Source organism: Phenylobacterium sp. CCH9-H3 (assembly GCF_001557235.1).
In the GTDB taxonomy this organism is placed as follows: domain Bacteria; phylum Pseudomonadota; class Alphaproteobacteria; order Caulobacterales; family Caulobacteraceae; genus Phenylobacterium.
Map to the genome: position 1 here is coordinate 31,092 of NZ_LSJI01000125.1, position 15,762 is coordinate 46,853.

The following is a 15,762-nucleotide window of genomic DNA, read 5'->3' on the forward strand; positions in this document are numbered from 1 at the left end:
CAGGATATGGAAGCTGAGCGCATCCGGCGGCCCGCGGGCGGGCCGGCCGGAATCCTCTCTAGAGCCGCGCGCTCAGGCTGATCGAGAAGCTGCGGCCGAGGTCGTAGTTGTTCAGCTTGATCTCGTCGCCGCCGCGCTTCTGGAATTCGTCGAACTTCTCGCCCAGCAGGTTGCGGGCCTCGAAGCCGGCGGTGAACTCCTGCCCCCACACCGCGAACTTCTGGCGGAACGTGAAGTCGAGCAGGATGCCCGGATCCTGTTCGAAGTCGGGCGCCCCGGCCTGACCGCGCGCGGTGGTCCGCTTGCTGGCGTAGTTGACCAGGAAGGTCGCTTGCGTCGCGCCATCCAGGCTCTCGAAGCCGAACTGGGCGTTCGCCAGGTGCTTCGACTGGCCCTGGAGACGGCTACCGTCCAGGATGAAGTTCAGCGCGGGCGCAGGCTGGCCCAGGTTGGTCCGCGGATAGACCACGTCGCCGGCGCCGACCTTCACCTCCGATTTGGTGAAAGTGTAGTTCGCCGCCACGAGCCAACGCACGCCATCCATCCACGCGTTGCCGGTCTCGAACTCGAAGTACTTCTTGAACTCGGCCTCGGCGCCGTACACGACCGCCTTGGGCGCGTTCAGGAAGCTCTGCTGCAGGCCGGAGCCCGACTCGTTCACGACCGACTCGATCGGCTTGTCGATGTCCTTGTAGAACAGGCCGAATGTGGCGAACTGCCCCCGGTCGAAGTAGCGCTCGTACCGGGCGTCGAGGTTGATGATTTCGCTGTCGAACAGGAATGGGTTGCCGATGAAGGTGCGGTCCGATTCCGGGTCCAGGTAGAGCTGCGGGGCCTGTTCGCGGAACTGCGGGCGAGCGATCGTCTTCGACGCGCCGAAGCGCAGCTGCTGATCCTCGCCGAAGTTCCAGGTCACCGTGCCGGCGGGCAGCAGGTAGTCGTTCTTCAGCGTGCGGCCCTCAAGGGGCGTCGGCGAGAACAGGTCGATGGCGCGGACGTCCTGCTTGCCGCTCTCGAAGCGCGCGCCCACCGTGGCGCGGACCGCCGGGAAGATCTCGCCTTCGGCCTGCAGATAAACGCCGTGGGTGATCAGGCTGGCCGTGTAGGCCGCCGCGCCGTCCGAACCGGTGACCTCCCGCAGAATCAGCCCGTTCGGCCCGATGTTGTAGTCCGAGTAGAGGAAATCGACCCGCTGACGCTGGAAGTTCAGGTCCGGGGTCGTGTTCATCGTAAAGCGAAACACCCGCGAGTCGGAGATCCGCTCGTTGTCCGACCACGCATAGCCACCCGTCAGGGTCAGGTCGGCGATGTAGGGATTGTCCCAGCGATAGGCGAAGTCCACGCCGGCGCCCGAGGTCTTGTCCTCGAGTTCGCTGAAGCGGATGAAGTTGGCGTCGAGCTGCGGATTGTGCAGGTACTCGCCGTTCACCCGCCGATAGCGGATCTGCCGCTCGTAAGGCACGTCCCGCTCCGTGCGGGCGTAGGAGCCGCGCCAGGAGACGGTCAGGTTGTCGCCGATCTCGTGCTCGCCGGTGAGCTGGGTGTCGATGAGCTCGCGCTGGTACCAGGCGGTGTAGTCGTCGCGGATGAAGTTGCTGGCGCGGGCGCTCTCGCCGGCGACCGAGCGGGCTTCCTTGGTGACGTTGCGGACGTAGAGGTTCGTCCACTTGAAGGTGTGATTGTCCAGCTCGAGCGCCACCTGGGTAAGCGCGTTCAGAACGATGTCGTTCTGGGTCGAATCCGACGCCAGATCCTCCTGCACGGAGAGGCCGTCCAGGTTCACGACGCCCTCCTGCTGGATGGCGTTGCGGGTCGACCAGCTGTTGTCGTAACCGCCGATGGCCACCACGCCGATGCGGCCCCAGTCGAGGTTCCAGGAGGTGCCCGCGGCAAGGTCGAGACTGCCGTTGATCGGAATGTCGTTCGTGGACTGCAGCAGATTGATGTTGGCGTTCTGGAAGCTGCGGCCCATGGCCGTCAGCTGGTCGGAGGAGAAGTTGGTCGCGTCGATGCGCTTGCCCGTCTCGATCCCGCGGCGGATCAGCAGCGGAAGCTCCCGGGTGCCATCGTCCACGCCGAAGGAATCGCTGTCGCCGCCGCCGTCGTAGGTCAGGCCGCGCTTCAGCGAGGTTTCGTCGTTCACGCCCAGGCTGACGCCCATGGAAATGAACGGACGATCCGGCACGCCGATGGTCTTAAGGTCGATGAGGCCGCCCCCGAACTCGCCGGGATAGTTCACGGAATAGGTCTTCTGGACGGTCACGCCGGCCAGGACGTTCGAAGGGAACAGGTCCAGCGGGACGACGCGCTGCAGCGGCTCCGGGCTGGGCAGCGGCGAGCCGTTCAGCAACGCGGACGAGTAGCGTTCGCCCAGGCCACGAACATAGACGAACCGGCCGCTGACGACGCTGAGGCCGGCCAAGCGGGTCAGCGCCTGGGCCGCGGTGTCGTCGCCCTGGCGGACCAGATCTTCCGCGGTGACGATCGAAGCCACCTCCGAGGTCTCGCGCATGACCTCCGGGATGAACTTGCCGCGCACGAGCACTTCGTCGACCTCGGTCTCCGCGGCGGGCGGAGCGCTGGGTCGTGCGGCCTGGGCCCAGGCGAGGCCTGGCGCGGTAAGGGCCGTGGCGCCCAGGAGCAGCCCGGTGACCGGGCGGGTAAGCTTCATCATGTCAGGTGGCCTTCAGGAGTTCGACGGACGCGAAGGGGGCGGGGCCGATGCCCCGCCCTGCCGGCTCAGCAGCTGCTTCCGGTGGCCAGGCCGCAGGTCCAGCCGCTCCACCAGGTGTCGTTCGCGTCCCGAACGGCGCCGATGTAGGTCACGGTGTCGAAGAACGAGTAGATCGTCTTCGGATCCGTCGCGACGCGGCCCGTCTCGTTGGAGCCGTTGACGAACCCGCTGAGCGTGGAGGTGTGCGTCGACGAGTTGTTGGTCCCGGCGTTGAACAGGGCCGCCGCGCCGGCAGCGTCGACGCCGCTGTCGTTGCGGAAGGCGGCCGAGCAGGCCAGCACCACCGAGTCCCAGCGCGGAGCGGCGGCGACCGTGGAGGTGTCGTCGACGTCGAGGCAGGCCGTGGCGGTGTTCGCCGAGGTGTGGATGCCGTTGATGAAGCGGCCCCCGGTGCCGGTGTTCAGCACTTGGATGTCGCCGGCGCCGGTGCGGCCAGAGCCGATGGCGGTGTAGTTGGCGATCTTGGGCTGGGAATTCAGCGAGGCCTGCACGCCCGCCGAGCTCTGTTCGAACACGCGGTCGCCGCCGTTCGCACGCTGGCGCAGGATGGCGAACTGGATGCCGCCGCGCCAGCCTTCGTCGGTGTCCAGGCTGTCGTCGTCGGCGCCCGTGATCACCACGTGCTTCAGGTTGACCGTGCCCCCGAAGAACTCAATGCCATCGTCCGAGCTGTTGTGGACCTGGATGTGGTCGATCGTGGTGCCGGAGCCGACGCCCAGCAGCGTCAGGCCGTTCAGCTCACGGTTCGGTTGGATCTCGAAGCCGGGGTAGCGGATCTGGATGTAGCGCAGCCGGCCCGAGTTGTCGGCTGGGCTGTTGCCGCCGTAGAGCGACACGCCGCCCTCGAAGGTGGCCACGCAGTTGATGTTCGGCGGGGTCGTGCCGGCCGGGCAGCTGGCGATCGGCGCGCGGCCGGCGATCACGATGCCGCCCCACTGGCCGATCAGGTCGGCGCCCGAGTTGCCGTCGACGTTCGAACGGCTGGTGAAGACGATCGGATTGGTGGCGGTGCCTTCGGCGAAGATCTGGTTGCCGCGCTGCACGTTGATGTAGTCGAGGCCGCCCGAGCCGTAGAGGCGGACGCCCGCCTCGATGGTCAGCACCGCCTGAGTGGTGCCCGCGGTCGGGTTGTTCGGGTCGGCGCCCCGGTCGTCGCCCACGTCCACCCGTCCGCTGATCGCGTAGATCGTGCCAGCGCGCAGCGGGACCAGCAGGGCGCCAGTGATCTTCTGCGGCAGCTGACAGGCGCGCAGCGTGCCGTTCGCGACCGTGCCGACGTTGGCGAAGCCGGCAGGGCAATCCGCCGCCGGCGTGCCCGGAGGCGGGTTGTTTCCGCCGTTGTTACCGGTGCCGCCGCCGTTGTTCGGCGGGAACGCGCCCTCGCCCGGCGAAGCGACGTTGTCGGCTCCGCCGCAGCCCGCCAGGGCGAGCGCGCCCAGCGAGCAGAGAAGGAGGGTCTTGAGCTTGGCGCCGGTCATTTTTCGATCTCCGCGAGACGCATGTGCTTGCACGCGGGGCTCCGATCGAAGCCATCCCCCGGAGCCTATCCCCCGCCTGCCCGGCCCGTTCTTAGGCGCCGGGCGTGACATCTCCCCGACACACTTGTGACAGGCTCATTGCAGCGCTGACGCCACCACGCCTTCGCTGTCATAGAACCGTGGCTGGACGGTCGCCGCGACATTGTGGTCTGGCCGCGTGACAGTCGGATGGGCTAGGTTGAAGGCTCGGTTCTGGGGGCTTGAGAATGGCAGGCACGAGTACGGCGCCCCTCGCGTTCGCTGCAGCGCTGGCCTTGGTTCTGGCCGCCTCCGCCGAGGCGTCGGCCCAGGTTCTCTCCATTGGAGACGATGGCGCGGTGACCACCTATTCCGGCCCGGCCGTCCACACCAGCGAGGGCGCCATGGCCATCGCGGCGCCGGAGCCCGCGCCGCTCGTCCGCGCCCCGCCAGAAGACGTCATCCGGCTGATTCAGGAATCCTCGGCGCGCCACGCCGTGCCCGCGACCATCGTCGAGGCGGTCGCCTGGCAGGAGTCGCGTTTCAATCATGCGGCGGTTTCGTCAAAAGGCGCGCGCGGTGTCATGCAACTGTTACCGACAACCGCTAGCGACCTCGGCGTGGACCCCTCGGACCTCAAAGGCAACATCGACGGTGGCGCGGCCTACCTCGCCCAGCAGCTCCGTCGCTTCGGCGACGTGAAGCTGGCGCTGGCCGCCTACAACGCCGGGCCGAAGGCGGTCGAACGCTACGGCGGCGTCCCGCCCTACGCCGAAACCCAATCCTATGTCCGCGCCATCATGGCGCGCCTGGCGGCCGTCTCGGCCCTGGGCGCCGGCGCTCAGTGAGGCCCATGAACAAGATCGCCCCGCTCGCTGCCCTGGCAGCCCTCGCCGCCGCCCCGGCCCACGCCCAGGTCCAGGGCGACCCCGCCGGCTCCTCACCGCTGCTGGCCGCGCTCAACTGGGTGCAGGGCACGCTGCTCGGCAATCTGGCGACCACCGCTGCGGTCATCGCGGTGGCCCTCATCGGCTACCTGATGCTCACCGGCCGCTTCGACTGGCGCCGCGGCATCGTCACGCTGGTGGGCATCTTCATCATCTTCGGCGCCGTGACCATCGTGGCCGGCATCCGCTCGCTCGCCGGGGGGATGTAGGCCATGAGCCGGCTCGCCTCCGATCCCGTCTTCGCGGCGCTCACCCGGCCCCAGATGATCGGCGGCGTGACCTATCCGTTCGCGGTCCTCAATCTGGTTGTCACGGCCGAGGCCTTCCTGATCACCCGCTCCTTCTGGGCGCTGCTGATCGCGGTCGGCCTTCACGCCATCGGCTATGTGGGCTCCCTGCGCGAGCCTCGGTTCTTCGATCTCTGGGTGACCAAGCTCTCGACGTGTCCGCGCGTGCGAAACCACAGCTTCTGGCGAGGGAATTCTTACCGGCCATGAGCGGAGCGTTCCTCACCACCAGCGCGGCCAAGGTGCTGGCGCCCCGGGAAGTGGCGGTGAGCTCGCGCCTGCCCTACCTGGGCCATGCCGACGAGGTCACCCTTCGCACGCGCGACGGGCTGCTGGTCCAGACCCTGCACCTAGCGGGTTTCCCCTTCGAGACCGCGCCCGACGAGGAGCTGAACTACCGCAAGGCCATCCGTGAGACGGTGCTGCGTGGCGCAGCTAGCTCGCGTCTGGCCGTCTATCATCACGTGGTCCGGCGACGGGTGACGCCCGCCTTCCCGCCTGCGCCGGAGGAGCCCTTCTGCGCCAACCTGGACGCCCACTGGCGCGAGCAGCTGGCGAGCCGCCGGCTCTATGTGAACGACATCTTCCTGACCCTGGTCATGCGGCCCACCCAGGGCGGCGCGGGCTTCCTCGAACGGCTGATGAAGGGCTCGCGAAACCGCGAGGTCGACAGCGCCCGGGACCTGCGCGACCTGCACGCCACCCGCGAGGCCTTCGCCGCGGCCCTGGCGCCCTACGGCGCGCGGACCCTCGGCCTCTATACCGCAGGCGGCGGCGCCCAGCGCTCCGAACCTGCCGAGTTCCTCAGCCTGATCCTGAACGGCGAGCTGCGGCCGGTGCTGGCGCCCACGGGCGATCTGTCGAACGCCATCGCCTCGCGCCGCCTCAGCTTCGGCCTCGACGCCATGGAATTCGGCGGCGGACCGGAGGGGCCGACCTTCGGCGCCATGGTCTCCCTGAAGGACTACCCCGCCCGCACGGCGCCCGGCCTGCTGGACGGGGTGCTTCGCCTGCCCATGGAGATGGTGCTCACCGAGAGCTTCGCCTTCGTCGACCGGCAGGTGGCCCTCGACCGCATGGGCCTGGCCCTGCGCCGTCTCAAGGCGGCGGAGGACGACGCCTTCAGCCTGCGCGGCGAGCTGGCCCAGGCCCGCGACGACGTGGGCGCCGGCCGCGCCGCCTATGGCGAGCACCACCTCACGATCCTCGCCAAGGCCGAGACGCTGGACGACCTGGATTCCGGCGTCGCCGATATCCAGTCCGCCCTGGCCGAGATGGGCGCGGTGGCGGTGCGCGAGGACGTGAATCTGGAGCCGGCCTTCTGGGCCCAGTTCCCCGCCAACTTCAAATACATCTCGCGCAAGGCGATGATATCGGCGGGCAATTTCGCCGGCCTCGCCAGCTTCCATAACCACCCCACCGGCCAGGCCGAGGGCAATCACTGGGGTCCGGCCATCGCGGTGCTCGAGACCACCGCCTTCGGCCCCTACCACTTCAACTTCCACAACGGCGACCTGGGCAACTTCACGGTCATTGGGCCGTCGGGTTCCGGCAAGACGGTGCTGCTCACCTTCCTGCTGGCCCAGGCCGAACGCCTGAAGCCGCGGATCGCCTATTTCGACAAGGACCGCGGCGCCGAGCCCTTCATCCGCGCTATCGGCGGCCGCTACGACGTGATCTCGCCCGGCGAGCCCACGGGTTTCAACCCGTTGGCCCTGCCCGACACTCCCAGCAACCGCGCCTTCCTGGCCGAATGGGTCGCCCAGCTGCTGACCGCCGAAGGCGAGACGCTGGACTCCGAAGACCGGGCCATGATCGCCGATGCGATCGACGCCAACTTCGCCCAGCCCCCCGGCCATCGCCGGCTGCGCTATCTGCGCGAGCTGTTCCGGGGCGCGCGCCGCCCGCACGCCGGCGACCTGGCCTCGCGCCTGTCGGCCTGGTGCGAGGGCGGGGACCACGCCTGGCTGTTCGACAACGCCGACGACCTGCTCGACATCGAGACCCGGATCCTGGGCTTCGACATGACCAAGGTGCTGGACGCGCCGACGATCCGCGTGCCGGCCATGATGTACCTGTTCCACCGGTTGGAGCAGCGGCTGGACGGCGACCCGGCCATGTTCATCGTCGACGAGGGCTGGAAAGTCCTGGACGACCCGGTGTTCATCCGCCGCATCAAGGACTGGGAAAAGACCATCCGCAAGCGCAACGGCCTCGTGGGCTTCTGCACCCAGTCGGCCTCCGACGCCTTGGACAGCCGCATCGCCTCGGCGATCATCGAGCAGGCCGCCACGCAGATCTTCTTCCCCAACGCCCGCGCCAAGGCGTCGGACTATGTCGACGGCTTCGGCCTGACCGAGCATGAGTTCGAGCTGGTGCGCAGCCTGCCCGACACCTCGCGCTGCTTCCTGATCAAACGCGGCGACCACAGCGTCGTGGCGCGGCTCGACCTAACCGGCCTCTCGGGCGAGCTCGCGGTCCTCGCCGGCACCGAGCGGGCCGTTCGCCGACTCGACGCTCTGCGCCAGCAGGTGGGCGACGAGCCCGCAGCCTGGCTGCCGGCCTTCATGGAAGAGCGCGACCGCAAGGGGCGGAGCGCGGCATGAGCGGCGCCTGCGCCACCCTGGTCGACGATGGCCTGATCCGCGGCGTTCTCGCCACGGTGGACTGCCAGACGCGCGTCTACGCCCAGAGCGGGTACGAGGCCCTGACCTCGGGCTCGCCGGTGTTCCAGACGGCGCTGACCGCCCTCCTGACCATCTATGTGGCGCTGGTGGGCTATCGCCTGATGTTCGCGCAAGGCTCGATGCGCCTGTCCGACGCGCCGGGCATCGCGCTGAAGATCGGCGCGATCCTGGCCCTGGTGACGAGCTGGTCCACCTTCCAGGCGCTGGTGTTCGATGTCGCCGACCGTGCGCCGGTCGAGATCGCCGCCCTGGTCTCCGCGCCCATGCAGGACGCCAGGTCCAGCCTGGCCGCCAGCCCCGTCGACGGCCTGCAGGCCGCCTACGCCGAGTTCAGCGAGACGGGCGCCGCCTATGGCAAGATCGCCGGCCCCAACGCCAAGGGATACTCCAGCCCGCAGGCCGCCGCCGCCGAGACGACCGCCGCGGCTTCGGGCGTCATCTTCCTGACCAGCGCCGGCGTGATCTCCGCCGCCACCCTGGCGATCGGCGTGCTGACCGCGGTCGGGCCGATCTTCATCGCCCTGGCGCTGATCCCGGCGACCCGCGGCCTGTTCGTCGGCTGGGTGCGCGCCCTGGTCGCCGCCGCCCTGGTCCCGCTGGTCGCCTGGCTGCTGATCGTGCTGATGCTCGCGGTGCTGGATCCCTGGGTGGCCGCCCTAGCCGAGCAGCGGATCGCCCAGCGCCTGGAGCCCCAGACCGCCATGAGCGCCTCGGCCCTGGTCTTCGTCTTCGCCGCCGGCCAGGCCGCCCTGGTGATCGGCGCCTGCGTCATGGCCATGGGCTTCCGCCTGCCGACCCAGGGCGCGGACCGCCGCCGCGGCGCCGAGCCCGCCCGAGCGCCGCAGGGCGCGGCGGTCACGGTCACCCCCCTGCCCTCCCGGGCCGAACGGCTGGCCCTCGACCTCCAGCGCGACCGCGCCCAGGCCTCCGAGCGCAGCCGCTCGGCCACCGCCGCGGCGGCCGCGGCCGCCTCCGCCGCCTCCACCCGCCAGGTCTCGGTCACGATCGACGAGACCCGCCGCCTCGGCGACGCCTATCGCCGCCCCGCCTTCACCGCGCGCCGCGCGGGAGCTTCCCGATGATCCGCTTACCCGCCCTCGCCATCAGCCTCGCCCTCGCCCTCGTCGCCGGCCCGGCCCTGGCCGTCGTGCCGCAGCCCGGGCCCGGCGACCCGCGCATCCACGTCGTGGAGTACGATCCCGAGGCGGTCGTCGAACTCCGCGTCGCCCTGGGCTACCAGCTCTCGGTCGAGTTCGACCCGGCCGAGAAGATCGAGAACGTCGCCATCGGCGATTCCCTCGGCTGGCAGGTGACGCCGAACCGCCGCGCCAACCTCCTGTTCCTGAAGCCGATGTCGCAGCGGCCGCCCACGAACATGACGGTGATCACCAACCTGCGGCGCTACAACTTCGAGCTGGCTCTGCGCCCGCGCGCCGCGGCCCGCTCGGCGCCGTTCAGCGTCCGCTTCCTCTATGCGCCGCCGGTGGTCGCCTATGTCGCGCCACCCCCACCGCCGCCGCCGCCGGTCGAGCGCAACGTCGCCTATTCCTACGAGGGCTCGGCCAAGACCCTGCCGGTGAAGGTCTTCGACGACGGTCAGGACACCTATTTCTCGTTCCGCGGGGCCGAAGACCTGCCGGCGATCTTCGCCGTCGACCCGGACGGCGGTGAGGCGGTGGTCAACACCCGCGAGCGCGACAACTATGTGGTGGTCGACCGCGTCGCCCGCGGCTTCGTGCTGCGTCGTGGCAGCGAGGTCACCCGCATCTACAACGACGGCTTCCGCATCGAGGAGGCCAGCGCGCTGCGACAGCGCAAGAAGGACCCGTGGTGGCGTCGATGAAACGCAAGGACCAGAGCCCCGCCGAGCTCAGCCCGGTGTTCGCCCGTGGCGCCTATCCCCAGGTGCAGGCGCCTGATTCTCCGTGGACGGTGTGGGCCGGCCTGGCCGGCGCGGCCGTCCTGGGCGTGTTCGTGTTCAACGGCCTGTCCAGCGGCCGCGAGGCCAAGGCCCAGACGACGCAGGCTCAGGCGCCGGCGCCCGTAGCGTCTCAGCCCGCGCCAGCGCCGCCGCCGGCTCCCCCGCCGCCCGCCCAGGCCATGGCCGCGCCGGCGCCGATGGTGCAGCAGTCCGTTGCGCCGCCCGCCGATCCGGAACAGGCCCACTGGCGCGCGCCGACGGTGGTGGTCGACTTCAGCAACACCCCCCCCGCCGGCGAGGCGGCTCAGCTGGCTCAGGCCGCCGCCGGCACGCCGGCGCCCGCCAACGAGGTGCGGCAGTCAGCCGACGAGCGTTTCGCCGCGGGCGTGACCCGTGGCTTGGGCGACACCGCCCGCGCCAGCCAGATGCGCGACCTGGGACGAACCATCCCGCAGGGCGCGGTGATCCCCGCCGTCCTCGAGACCGCCATCAACTCGGATCTGCCCGGCGCCGTGCGCGCGGTGGTCAGCCGCGACGTGCGCAGCTTCGACGGCAGCCGGGTGCTTATCCCGAGGGGTTCGCGGCTGGTCGGCCAGTACAAGAGCTCGGCCGCCGTCGGCCAGACCCGGGCCTTCGTGGTCTGGTCGCGGATCATCACCCCGACGGGCGTCACGATCGACGTCGGCTCGCCCGCCACCGACCGGCTGGGCCGCGGGGGCCTGGACGGCGAGGTGGACACGCATTTCGTCCGCCGGTTCGGCGCCTCGATCCTGCTCACCGCGATCAGCGCCGGCGGCCAGGCCCTGGCCAACAGCGCCAGCAACGGCGACAGCACCACCCTGGTGCTCGGCGGCAGCGGGCAGAGCTCCAACCCGGCCGCCATCGCGCTCCAGAAGCAGATGGACATTCCTGACACCATCAAGGTGGCCCAGGGCGTGCCGGTGCAGGTCTCGGTGGCCCGCGACCTCGACTTCTCATCGGTGGTCCGATGAACGCCAACGTCTATCTCTCCGCCTATCTGGCGCCGCTGGCTCCCTGGCTCTCGCGGCCCGACGTCACCGACGTCCTGATCAACCGGCCGGGCGAGATCTGGGTCGAGACCACCGACGGCGCCATGTGCCGCGAGCCGGCGGACGAGCTGAACGAGATGGCGCTGCAGCGCCTGGCCCGGCAGATCGCGGCCGCCAGCCACCAGGGGGTCAACCGGGAACAGCCGCTGCTGTCGGCCACCCTGCCCGACGGCGCCCGGGTCCAGGTGGTCGCCCCGCCCGCCACCCGCGGCGGCCTCGCCATGGCGGTGCGCAAGCACCGCATCTCCGACCTCAGCGTCGGCGACCTGGCCCGCGACGGCCTGTTCGACGCCGCCCACCGCACCGATCCCGCCAAGGCCCGCGAGGCCGACGCCGAACTGGAGGCGATGCTGGAGGCCGGCGATCTGCAAACCTTCCTCAAGACCGCCGTCCGCCGCCGCAAGACTATCGTCATCTCCGGCGGCACGGGCAGCGGCAAGACCACCCTGCTGAACGCCCTCGTCAAGGAGATCGACCGCGAGGAGCGCTTGGTGGTCATCGAGGACGCGCCGGAAGTCCGCCTCGACCACGCCAACAGCGTCGGCCTGGTGGCCGTGCGGGGCGAACTGGGCGAGGCCAAGGTGGACGCGGACGCCCTTCTGGCCGCCTCCCTACGCCTGCGGCCCGACCGGATCCTCCTGGGCGAGTTGCGCGGCAAGGAGGCGTTCGCCTTCCTGCGCGCCGTGAACAGCGGCCATCCGGGCTCATTGACCACCATCCACGCCGACAGCCCGGCCGGCGCCCTGGACCAGATCGCCCTGCTGGCCCTGACCTCCGGCGTCGACCTGGGGTGGGAGAAGGTGCAGACCTACGTCGGCCGCGTGATCGACGTCGTGGTGCAACTGGACCGCGTGGAGGGCTCGCGCCGCGTGAGTGAAGTCCTGTTCCGGCCACGCTAGCCTGCATGCGCGTCGACGCGACGCAGCGCTAACCAAGTCCGTCGTAAGACTTTTAAGCCCTTTCCATGGCTAGGTATTCGGATGACCAACGCCCGAGCCTTCCTCGACCGACGGGCCGAACCGCGCGTATCCATCAATGCGCGCGGCCGGATCATGCACGGCGACAAGCTGGCCATCTGGGCCGACTGCATGATCAAGGACCTCAGCGACAGCGGCGCCAAGATCGAACTCTCGCATCTCCACAAGGTCCCGCCCCGCTTCATCCTGATCCACTTCCAGGCCGGCATGGCCTTCGAGGTGGTCCTGAAGTGGCGCCGGGGCGACCTGGCCGGCATGGCCTTCGAAGTGAAGCACAACCTCGAACAGCCCGTCCCAACGCGGCTGGAGCCGGTGCGGACAGCCTGGCTGGCTTTGCGTTAGGTGTGCGTTAGGCCCCTGCGGCGACCCTGCGCGCAGATCGCCGCGCTTCTCCGCCCGCGGAACTAGCTTCACTGTAATCGCGCCGAGACGCGATCTTGGGAACTGCTTCAGCCCGCCACGATCACCGGCGCATTGGGCTATCTGCTGTTTCGCAGTTGTCCAATTCTCGTCATCGCACTGCGATTGACAGTATGTCGCACCCCGTTCTTCAGCAAAGTGCTGACACAATGACCTGTTGAAAGCCTCATCGACGCAATTTGTTGCGGGAATGAAGTTCGACGTTGATCACATCGGGTGAGGGTGCCAGATCAGCCGGGCTTGCGTACATCGAGGGACCCAACATGATCATCACGGTCAACAGCTCGGCGACACTGGCGACCGCACTAAAGGCCGCTCAGTCCGGCGATACGATTTTACTGGGCCAGGGCACGTACAGCCTCAATATCACGAATGTCAAATACGCCAACGATATCACCATCACGTCAGCCGATGCCGGACGTCCTGCCGTCATTACATCCCTCAATGTCAGCAACGTTACGGGCCTGACGATTCGCGATGCCGAATTACGGGCGGACGCAGGCGTCACCAATCCGTTCCGTGTCAGCAACAGTTCGGATATCCACTTCGAAAATCTGAACGTTCACGGCTCGCTGGATGGGAACCCCAAAAACGACACCAACGGCTTCCTGATCCGCTCCAGCACGAACGTTAGTATCGAGGATTCAGAGTTTCACCAGCTTTCGTTCGCGGTCACCCATCTGAATGTCGATGGTTTGGAAGTTCGCAACAACAGCTTTCACGACCTTCGCGCAGATGGCGTCCGCGGTGGCGGCTCATCGAACGTCGCCATAACCGGGAATACATTCCGCGATTTCTACCCAACGGCTGCCGACCATCCCGACGCCATCCAGTTCTGGACCTCGAACACCACATCGAACGCCCATGACATCCTCATCGCCGACAATGTCATCATGCGCGGATCGGGCGCGCCAATGCAGGGCATCTTCATGGGCGACGAGGCGGCCGGCATCTTCTACGAGCGCGTCACGATCGACCACAACCTGATCTCGGGCGGCCTCTACCACGGGATCAACGTGACATCCGCGTTCAACGTCGTGATCGAGGGCAATGTCGTCCAGGGCTACGTCGGCACGAAATCCTGGATCCGGGTCGACGATGTGGTCGGTGCGACGATCAAGAACAACGACGCCAATCTGGTCACGGTAACCGCCGCCAGTCGGGATGTGACGCAGTCGAACAACGAGATTGTTCCCCTGGCCACGGATGGCGGCGCGTCTGCGCTGGCCAGTTGGGCCGACGACGCCCCGACACGGGATGTGGCGGCCGGGCCGACTTCCGGTCTGTCGGTGGTCGGCACGGCCGGCATAGACAGCCTCTCCAGCGGCTCCGGGAACGACACCCTCGACGGCGGCGCGGGTATCGATGTCCTTGCCGGCGGCGCCGGCGACGACGTCTACATCACCTACGGTCAGGCCAAGGTCATCGAGGCGGCCGACGCAGGCGTCGACACGGTCCTGTCGACGATCTCGTTCACCCTCCAGTCGAACGTGGAGAATCTGCGGTTGGTCGGCACGGCCAATGCGTGGGGCGCCGGCAACGGCTTGGCCAACCAGGTCATCGGGAGCGCGGCGAACAATACCCTGTTCGGCAGGGGCGGATCCGACACGGTGGACGGCCAGGCCGGCGACGACGTCATAACGGGCGGAGCCGGTGACGATCGCCTGACCGGCGGAGCGGGTGTGGATCGGTTCGTCTTCGCCAGGGGCGATGGAAGTGACGCCATTACGGACTTCGGCGCCGGCGGTCAGCACGACGTCATCGACGTCTCTGCCCTCCTCGCCCAAGGCGCCAGGGCGACGCTGACCCAGCTCGCCGCGGGCGTGAACATCAGCTTCACGACGGGGGACGCCATCCTGGTGCTGGGCGCGAAGGTCGCGAATCTGAATCCCATAGCCGACGGCTGGGTGTTTTAGCGGCTCTTGACCTTCAGGAAGAGCCGCCGGAGCTCGGTGTCGTAGGCGTCGAGCAAGGCGTCCACGACGCCCATGCCCTTGCGGATCTCCTGGGCCAGTTCCGCGCGAGATTCAAACCGCTCTATCAGGAAGGCATACGCCTCGTCCGTCGATAGGCCCGCGACAGGCACCTGATGCGAATAGCCGAGAACATCGCCGAAAAGGCCTGAGAACTTTCGACTGTAGGCGATCGGAACCACCGGAACGCCCGCCGAATACGCGGCGATGCAGGCATGCATCCGGCCGGCGACCAGGAAGTCCATGCCCGCGATGTAGGACTTGGCTTCGGACGGCCCCGGGAAGTTCGGAGCCCTGATCGCCGCAGGGAATTCCCGGGCCAGCAGGTCGGCCACCTGGCCGTCGTCGTCCCCCTGCACACGGGTTGAAGTCACGTGGCAGATGAGATGCGCCCGCACGTCCGGCCGCGCGGTCAGTTCGCGGAGGAAGCGGCGCATGAGATCCGGGTAGTCGGCCTGGAGTCCGAACTCCTTGCGCGCGTGGAAGAGCAGACCCGATACGTTCACCCCCACTTCGATCGCCCCCCCGGGCTCGCGGCGAGGCGCCTGGAACGGCAAACGGAACGCCACGTCGACGGACTGTATGGCGCGCGCCGACGGCGCCAGGTCATGCACAGCCTTCAGCGACTGCGGATCGCGCGCCACGACGCAGTCGGCCGCCTCCATCGCCTGCCGCGCTAGGACGCGGTATGGCTGGCGCGTGAATGGGCCGATCGTCTGTGGGCTGAAGACCACGGGAACGCCGCGCAGGTTGGCGAGCAGCTTGGTGCCGTAGATGTAGGTGAAGCGCTTGCCGCCGTAGATGTCGGCGAAGCTGTCACCGGCGCCGATGTCGAGGATGCAATCCAACCGCCCCAGCAGCTTGAGGTAACCCGACGGGGAGATCATCGACTTTCCCGTCACGTTGAATACGTCCACATCGTCACCGACGATGTTTGCGCCGCCCGTGACGTCGGTGACCGGCTGGATGATCGTGAACCTCGGCCGAAGTCCGACGGCCGCAGCCGCGGAACGGGCGGCGATCAGGTTGCCGACCGTCAGCGCCCCGACGCCGAGATTGCCCGCTGCCGTGGAGTGCCAGGCCAAGCCGATCGCAATCTCTCCACTTGTCGACAATTTCACACTCCTGGCTTGCAGTCCGGTAAGCGCCTGCTTCCTGCCTTCCTTACCGTGAAGGGTGGCGGAAGTGTTAGTGGGCTAGGTGGGAAGCGCGGATGACCGCCGGGCCGGCGACCGTCGCACGCGCATATC

General features: G+C 68.5%; 13 protein-coding genes. 10 read left to right on the forward strand and 3 right to left on the reverse strand.

Annotated elements, in window-relative coordinates; genetic code table 11:
• Positions 1-58: 58 nt before the first annotated feature.
• A complete protein-coding gene (locus AX721_RS12580) occupies positions 59-2,674 on the reverse strand; it encodes a TonB-dependent receptor domain-containing protein (RefSeq protein WP_068876353.1) in 2,616 nt (871 codons plus the stop codon).
• Between the two features lie 65 nt (positions 2,675-2,739).
• Complete coding sequence (locus AX721_RS12585) at positions 2,740-4,212, reverse strand: hypothetical protein (protein ID WP_068876354.1); 1,473 nt, start codon at positions 4,210-4,212, stop codon at positions 2,740-2,742.
• Between the two features lie 422 nt (positions 4,213-4,634).
• Between AX721_RS12585 and AX721_RS12590 the strand changes: the two genes are divergently transcribed.
• The 10 genes from AX721_RS12590 to AX721_RS12635 all read left to right on the forward strand — a co-directional run bounded on the left by AX721_RS12590 (position 4,635) and on the right by AX721_RS12635 (position 14,455).
• Positions 4,635-5,078 (forward strand): lytic transglycosylase domain-containing protein, encoded by a 444-nt coding sequence (locus tag AX721_RS12590; RefSeq protein WP_197422548.1) that lies wholly within the window; start codon positions 4,635-4,637, stop codon positions 5,076-5,078.
• A 5-nt stretch (positions 5,079-5,083) separates the two neighbouring features.
• Positions 5,084-5,386, forward strand: coding sequence for a TrbC/VirB2 family protein (locus AX721_RS12595; protein WP_068876356.1), 303 nt, complete (start codon positions 5,084-5,086; stop codon positions 5,384-5,386).
• 3 nt (positions 5,387-5,389) lie between these two features.
• Positions 5,390-5,674, forward strand: a complete 285-nt coding sequence (locus AX721_RS12600) for a type IV secretion system protein VirB3 (protein WP_068876357.1) — start codon at positions 5,390-5,392, stop codon at positions 5,672-5,674.
• Positions 5,671-8,070, forward strand: coding sequence for a VirB4 family type IV secretion/conjugal transfer ATPase (locus AX721_RS12605; RefSeq protein ID WP_068876358.1), 2,400 nt, complete (start codon positions 5,671-5,673; stop codon positions 8,068-8,070). Before AX721_RS12600 ends, AX721_RS12605 begins: the two co-directional genes overlap by 4 nt.
• Positions 8,067-9,233 carry a type IV secretion system protein gene (locus AX721_RS12610; protein ID WP_068876359.1) on the forward strand — a complete coding sequence of 389 codons (1,167 nt, stop codon included), beginning with the start codon at positions 8,067-8,069 and terminating at the stop codon, positions 9,231-9,233. Before AX721_RS12605 ends, AX721_RS12610 begins: the two co-directional genes overlap by 4 nt.
• Complete coding sequence (locus AX721_RS12615; protein ID WP_068876360.1) at positions 9,230-9,994, forward strand: TrbG/VirB9 family P-type conjugative transfer protein; 765 nt, start codon at positions 9,230-9,232, stop codon at positions 9,992-9,994. Before AX721_RS12610 ends, AX721_RS12615 begins: the two co-directional genes overlap by 4 nt.
• Positions 9,991-11,064, forward strand: coding sequence for a type IV secretion system protein VirB10 (gene virB10 / locus AX721_RS12620; RefSeq protein WP_156467151.1), 1,074 nt, complete (start codon positions 9,991-9,993; stop codon positions 11,062-11,064). The genes AX721_RS12615 and virB10 overlap by 4 nt, the downstream gene beginning before the upstream one ends.
• A complete protein-coding gene (gene virB11, locus AX721_RS12625) occupies positions 11,061-12,041 on the forward strand; it encodes a P-type DNA transfer ATPase VirB11 (protein ID WP_068876362.1) in 981 nt (326 codons plus the stop codon). Before virB10 ends, virB11 begins: the two co-directional genes overlap by 4 nt.
• Before the next feature lie 81 nt (positions 12,042-12,122).
• Positions 12,123-12,461 (forward strand): PilZ domain-containing protein, encoded by a 339-nt coding sequence (locus AX721_RS12630; RefSeq protein WP_068876363.1) that lies wholly within the window; start codon positions 12,123-12,125, stop codon positions 12,459-12,461.
• Between the two features lie 341 nt (positions 12,462-12,802).
• Positions 12,803-14,455, forward strand: a complete 1,653-nt coding sequence (locus AX721_RS12635; protein WP_068876364.1) for a right-handed parallel beta-helix repeat-containing protein — start codon at positions 12,803-12,805, stop codon at positions 14,453-14,455.
• Here the strand turns inward: AX721_RS12635 and AX721_RS12640 are convergent.
• Positions 14,452-15,597, reverse strand: coding sequence for a polysaccharide pyruvyl transferase family protein (locus AX721_RS12640; protein ID WP_068876365.1), 1,146 nt, complete (start codon positions 15,595-15,597; stop codon positions 14,452-14,454). The genes AX721_RS12635 and AX721_RS12640 overlap by 4 nt on opposite strands.
• Between the last annotated feature and the right edge of the window lie 165 nt (positions 15,598-15,762).

Excerpts from the sequence above, each read along its gene's own strand:
- AX721_RS12580 (WP_068876353.1), bottom strand. The coding sequence starts at position 2,674 with ATGATGAAGCTTACCCGCCCGGTCACCGGGCTGCTCCTGGGCGCCACG.
- AX721_RS12585 (WP_068876354.1), bottom strand. The coding sequence starts at position 4,212 with ATGACCGGCGCCAAGCTCAAGACCCTCCTTCTCTGCTCGCTGGGCGCG.
- AX721_RS12590 (WP_197422548.1), top strand. The coding sequence starts at position 4,635 with ATGGCCATCGCGGCGCCGGAGCCCGCGCCGCTCGTCCGCGCCCCGCCA.
- AX721_RS12595 (WP_068876356.1), top strand. The coding sequence starts at position 5,084 with ATGAACAAGATCGCCCCGCTCGCTGCCCTGGCAGCCCTCGCCGCCGCC.
- AX721_RS12600 (WP_068876357.1), top strand. The coding sequence starts at position 5,390 with ATGAGCCGGCTCGCCTCCGATCCCGTCTTCGCGGCGCTCACCCGGCCC.
- AX721_RS12605 (WP_068876358.1), top strand. The coding sequence starts at position 5,671 with ATGAGCGGAGCGTTCCTCACCACCAGCGCGGCCAAGGTGCTGGCGCCC.
- AX721_RS12610 (WP_068876359.1), top strand. The coding sequence starts at position 8,067 with ATGAGCGGCGCCTGCGCCACCCTGGTCGACGATGGCCTGATCCGCGGC.
- AX721_RS12615 (WP_068876360.1), top strand. The coding sequence starts at position 9,230 with ATGATCCGCTTACCCGCCCTCGCCATCAGCCTCGCCCTCGCCCTCGTC.
- virB10 (WP_156467151.1), top strand. The coding sequence starts at position 9,991 with ATGAAACGCAAGGACCAGAGCCCCGCCGAGCTCAGCCCGGTGTTCGCC.
- virB11 (WP_068876362.1), top strand. The coding sequence starts at position 11,061 with ATGAACGCCAACGTCTATCTCTCCGCCTATCTGGCGCCGCTGGCTCCC.
- AX721_RS12630 (WP_068876363.1), top strand. The coding sequence starts at position 12,123 with ATGACCAACGCCCGAGCCTTCCTCGACCGACGGGCCGAACCGCGCGTA.
- AX721_RS12635 (WP_068876364.1), top strand. The coding sequence starts at position 12,803 with ATGATCATCACGGTCAACAGCTCGGCGACACTGGCGACCGCACTAAAG.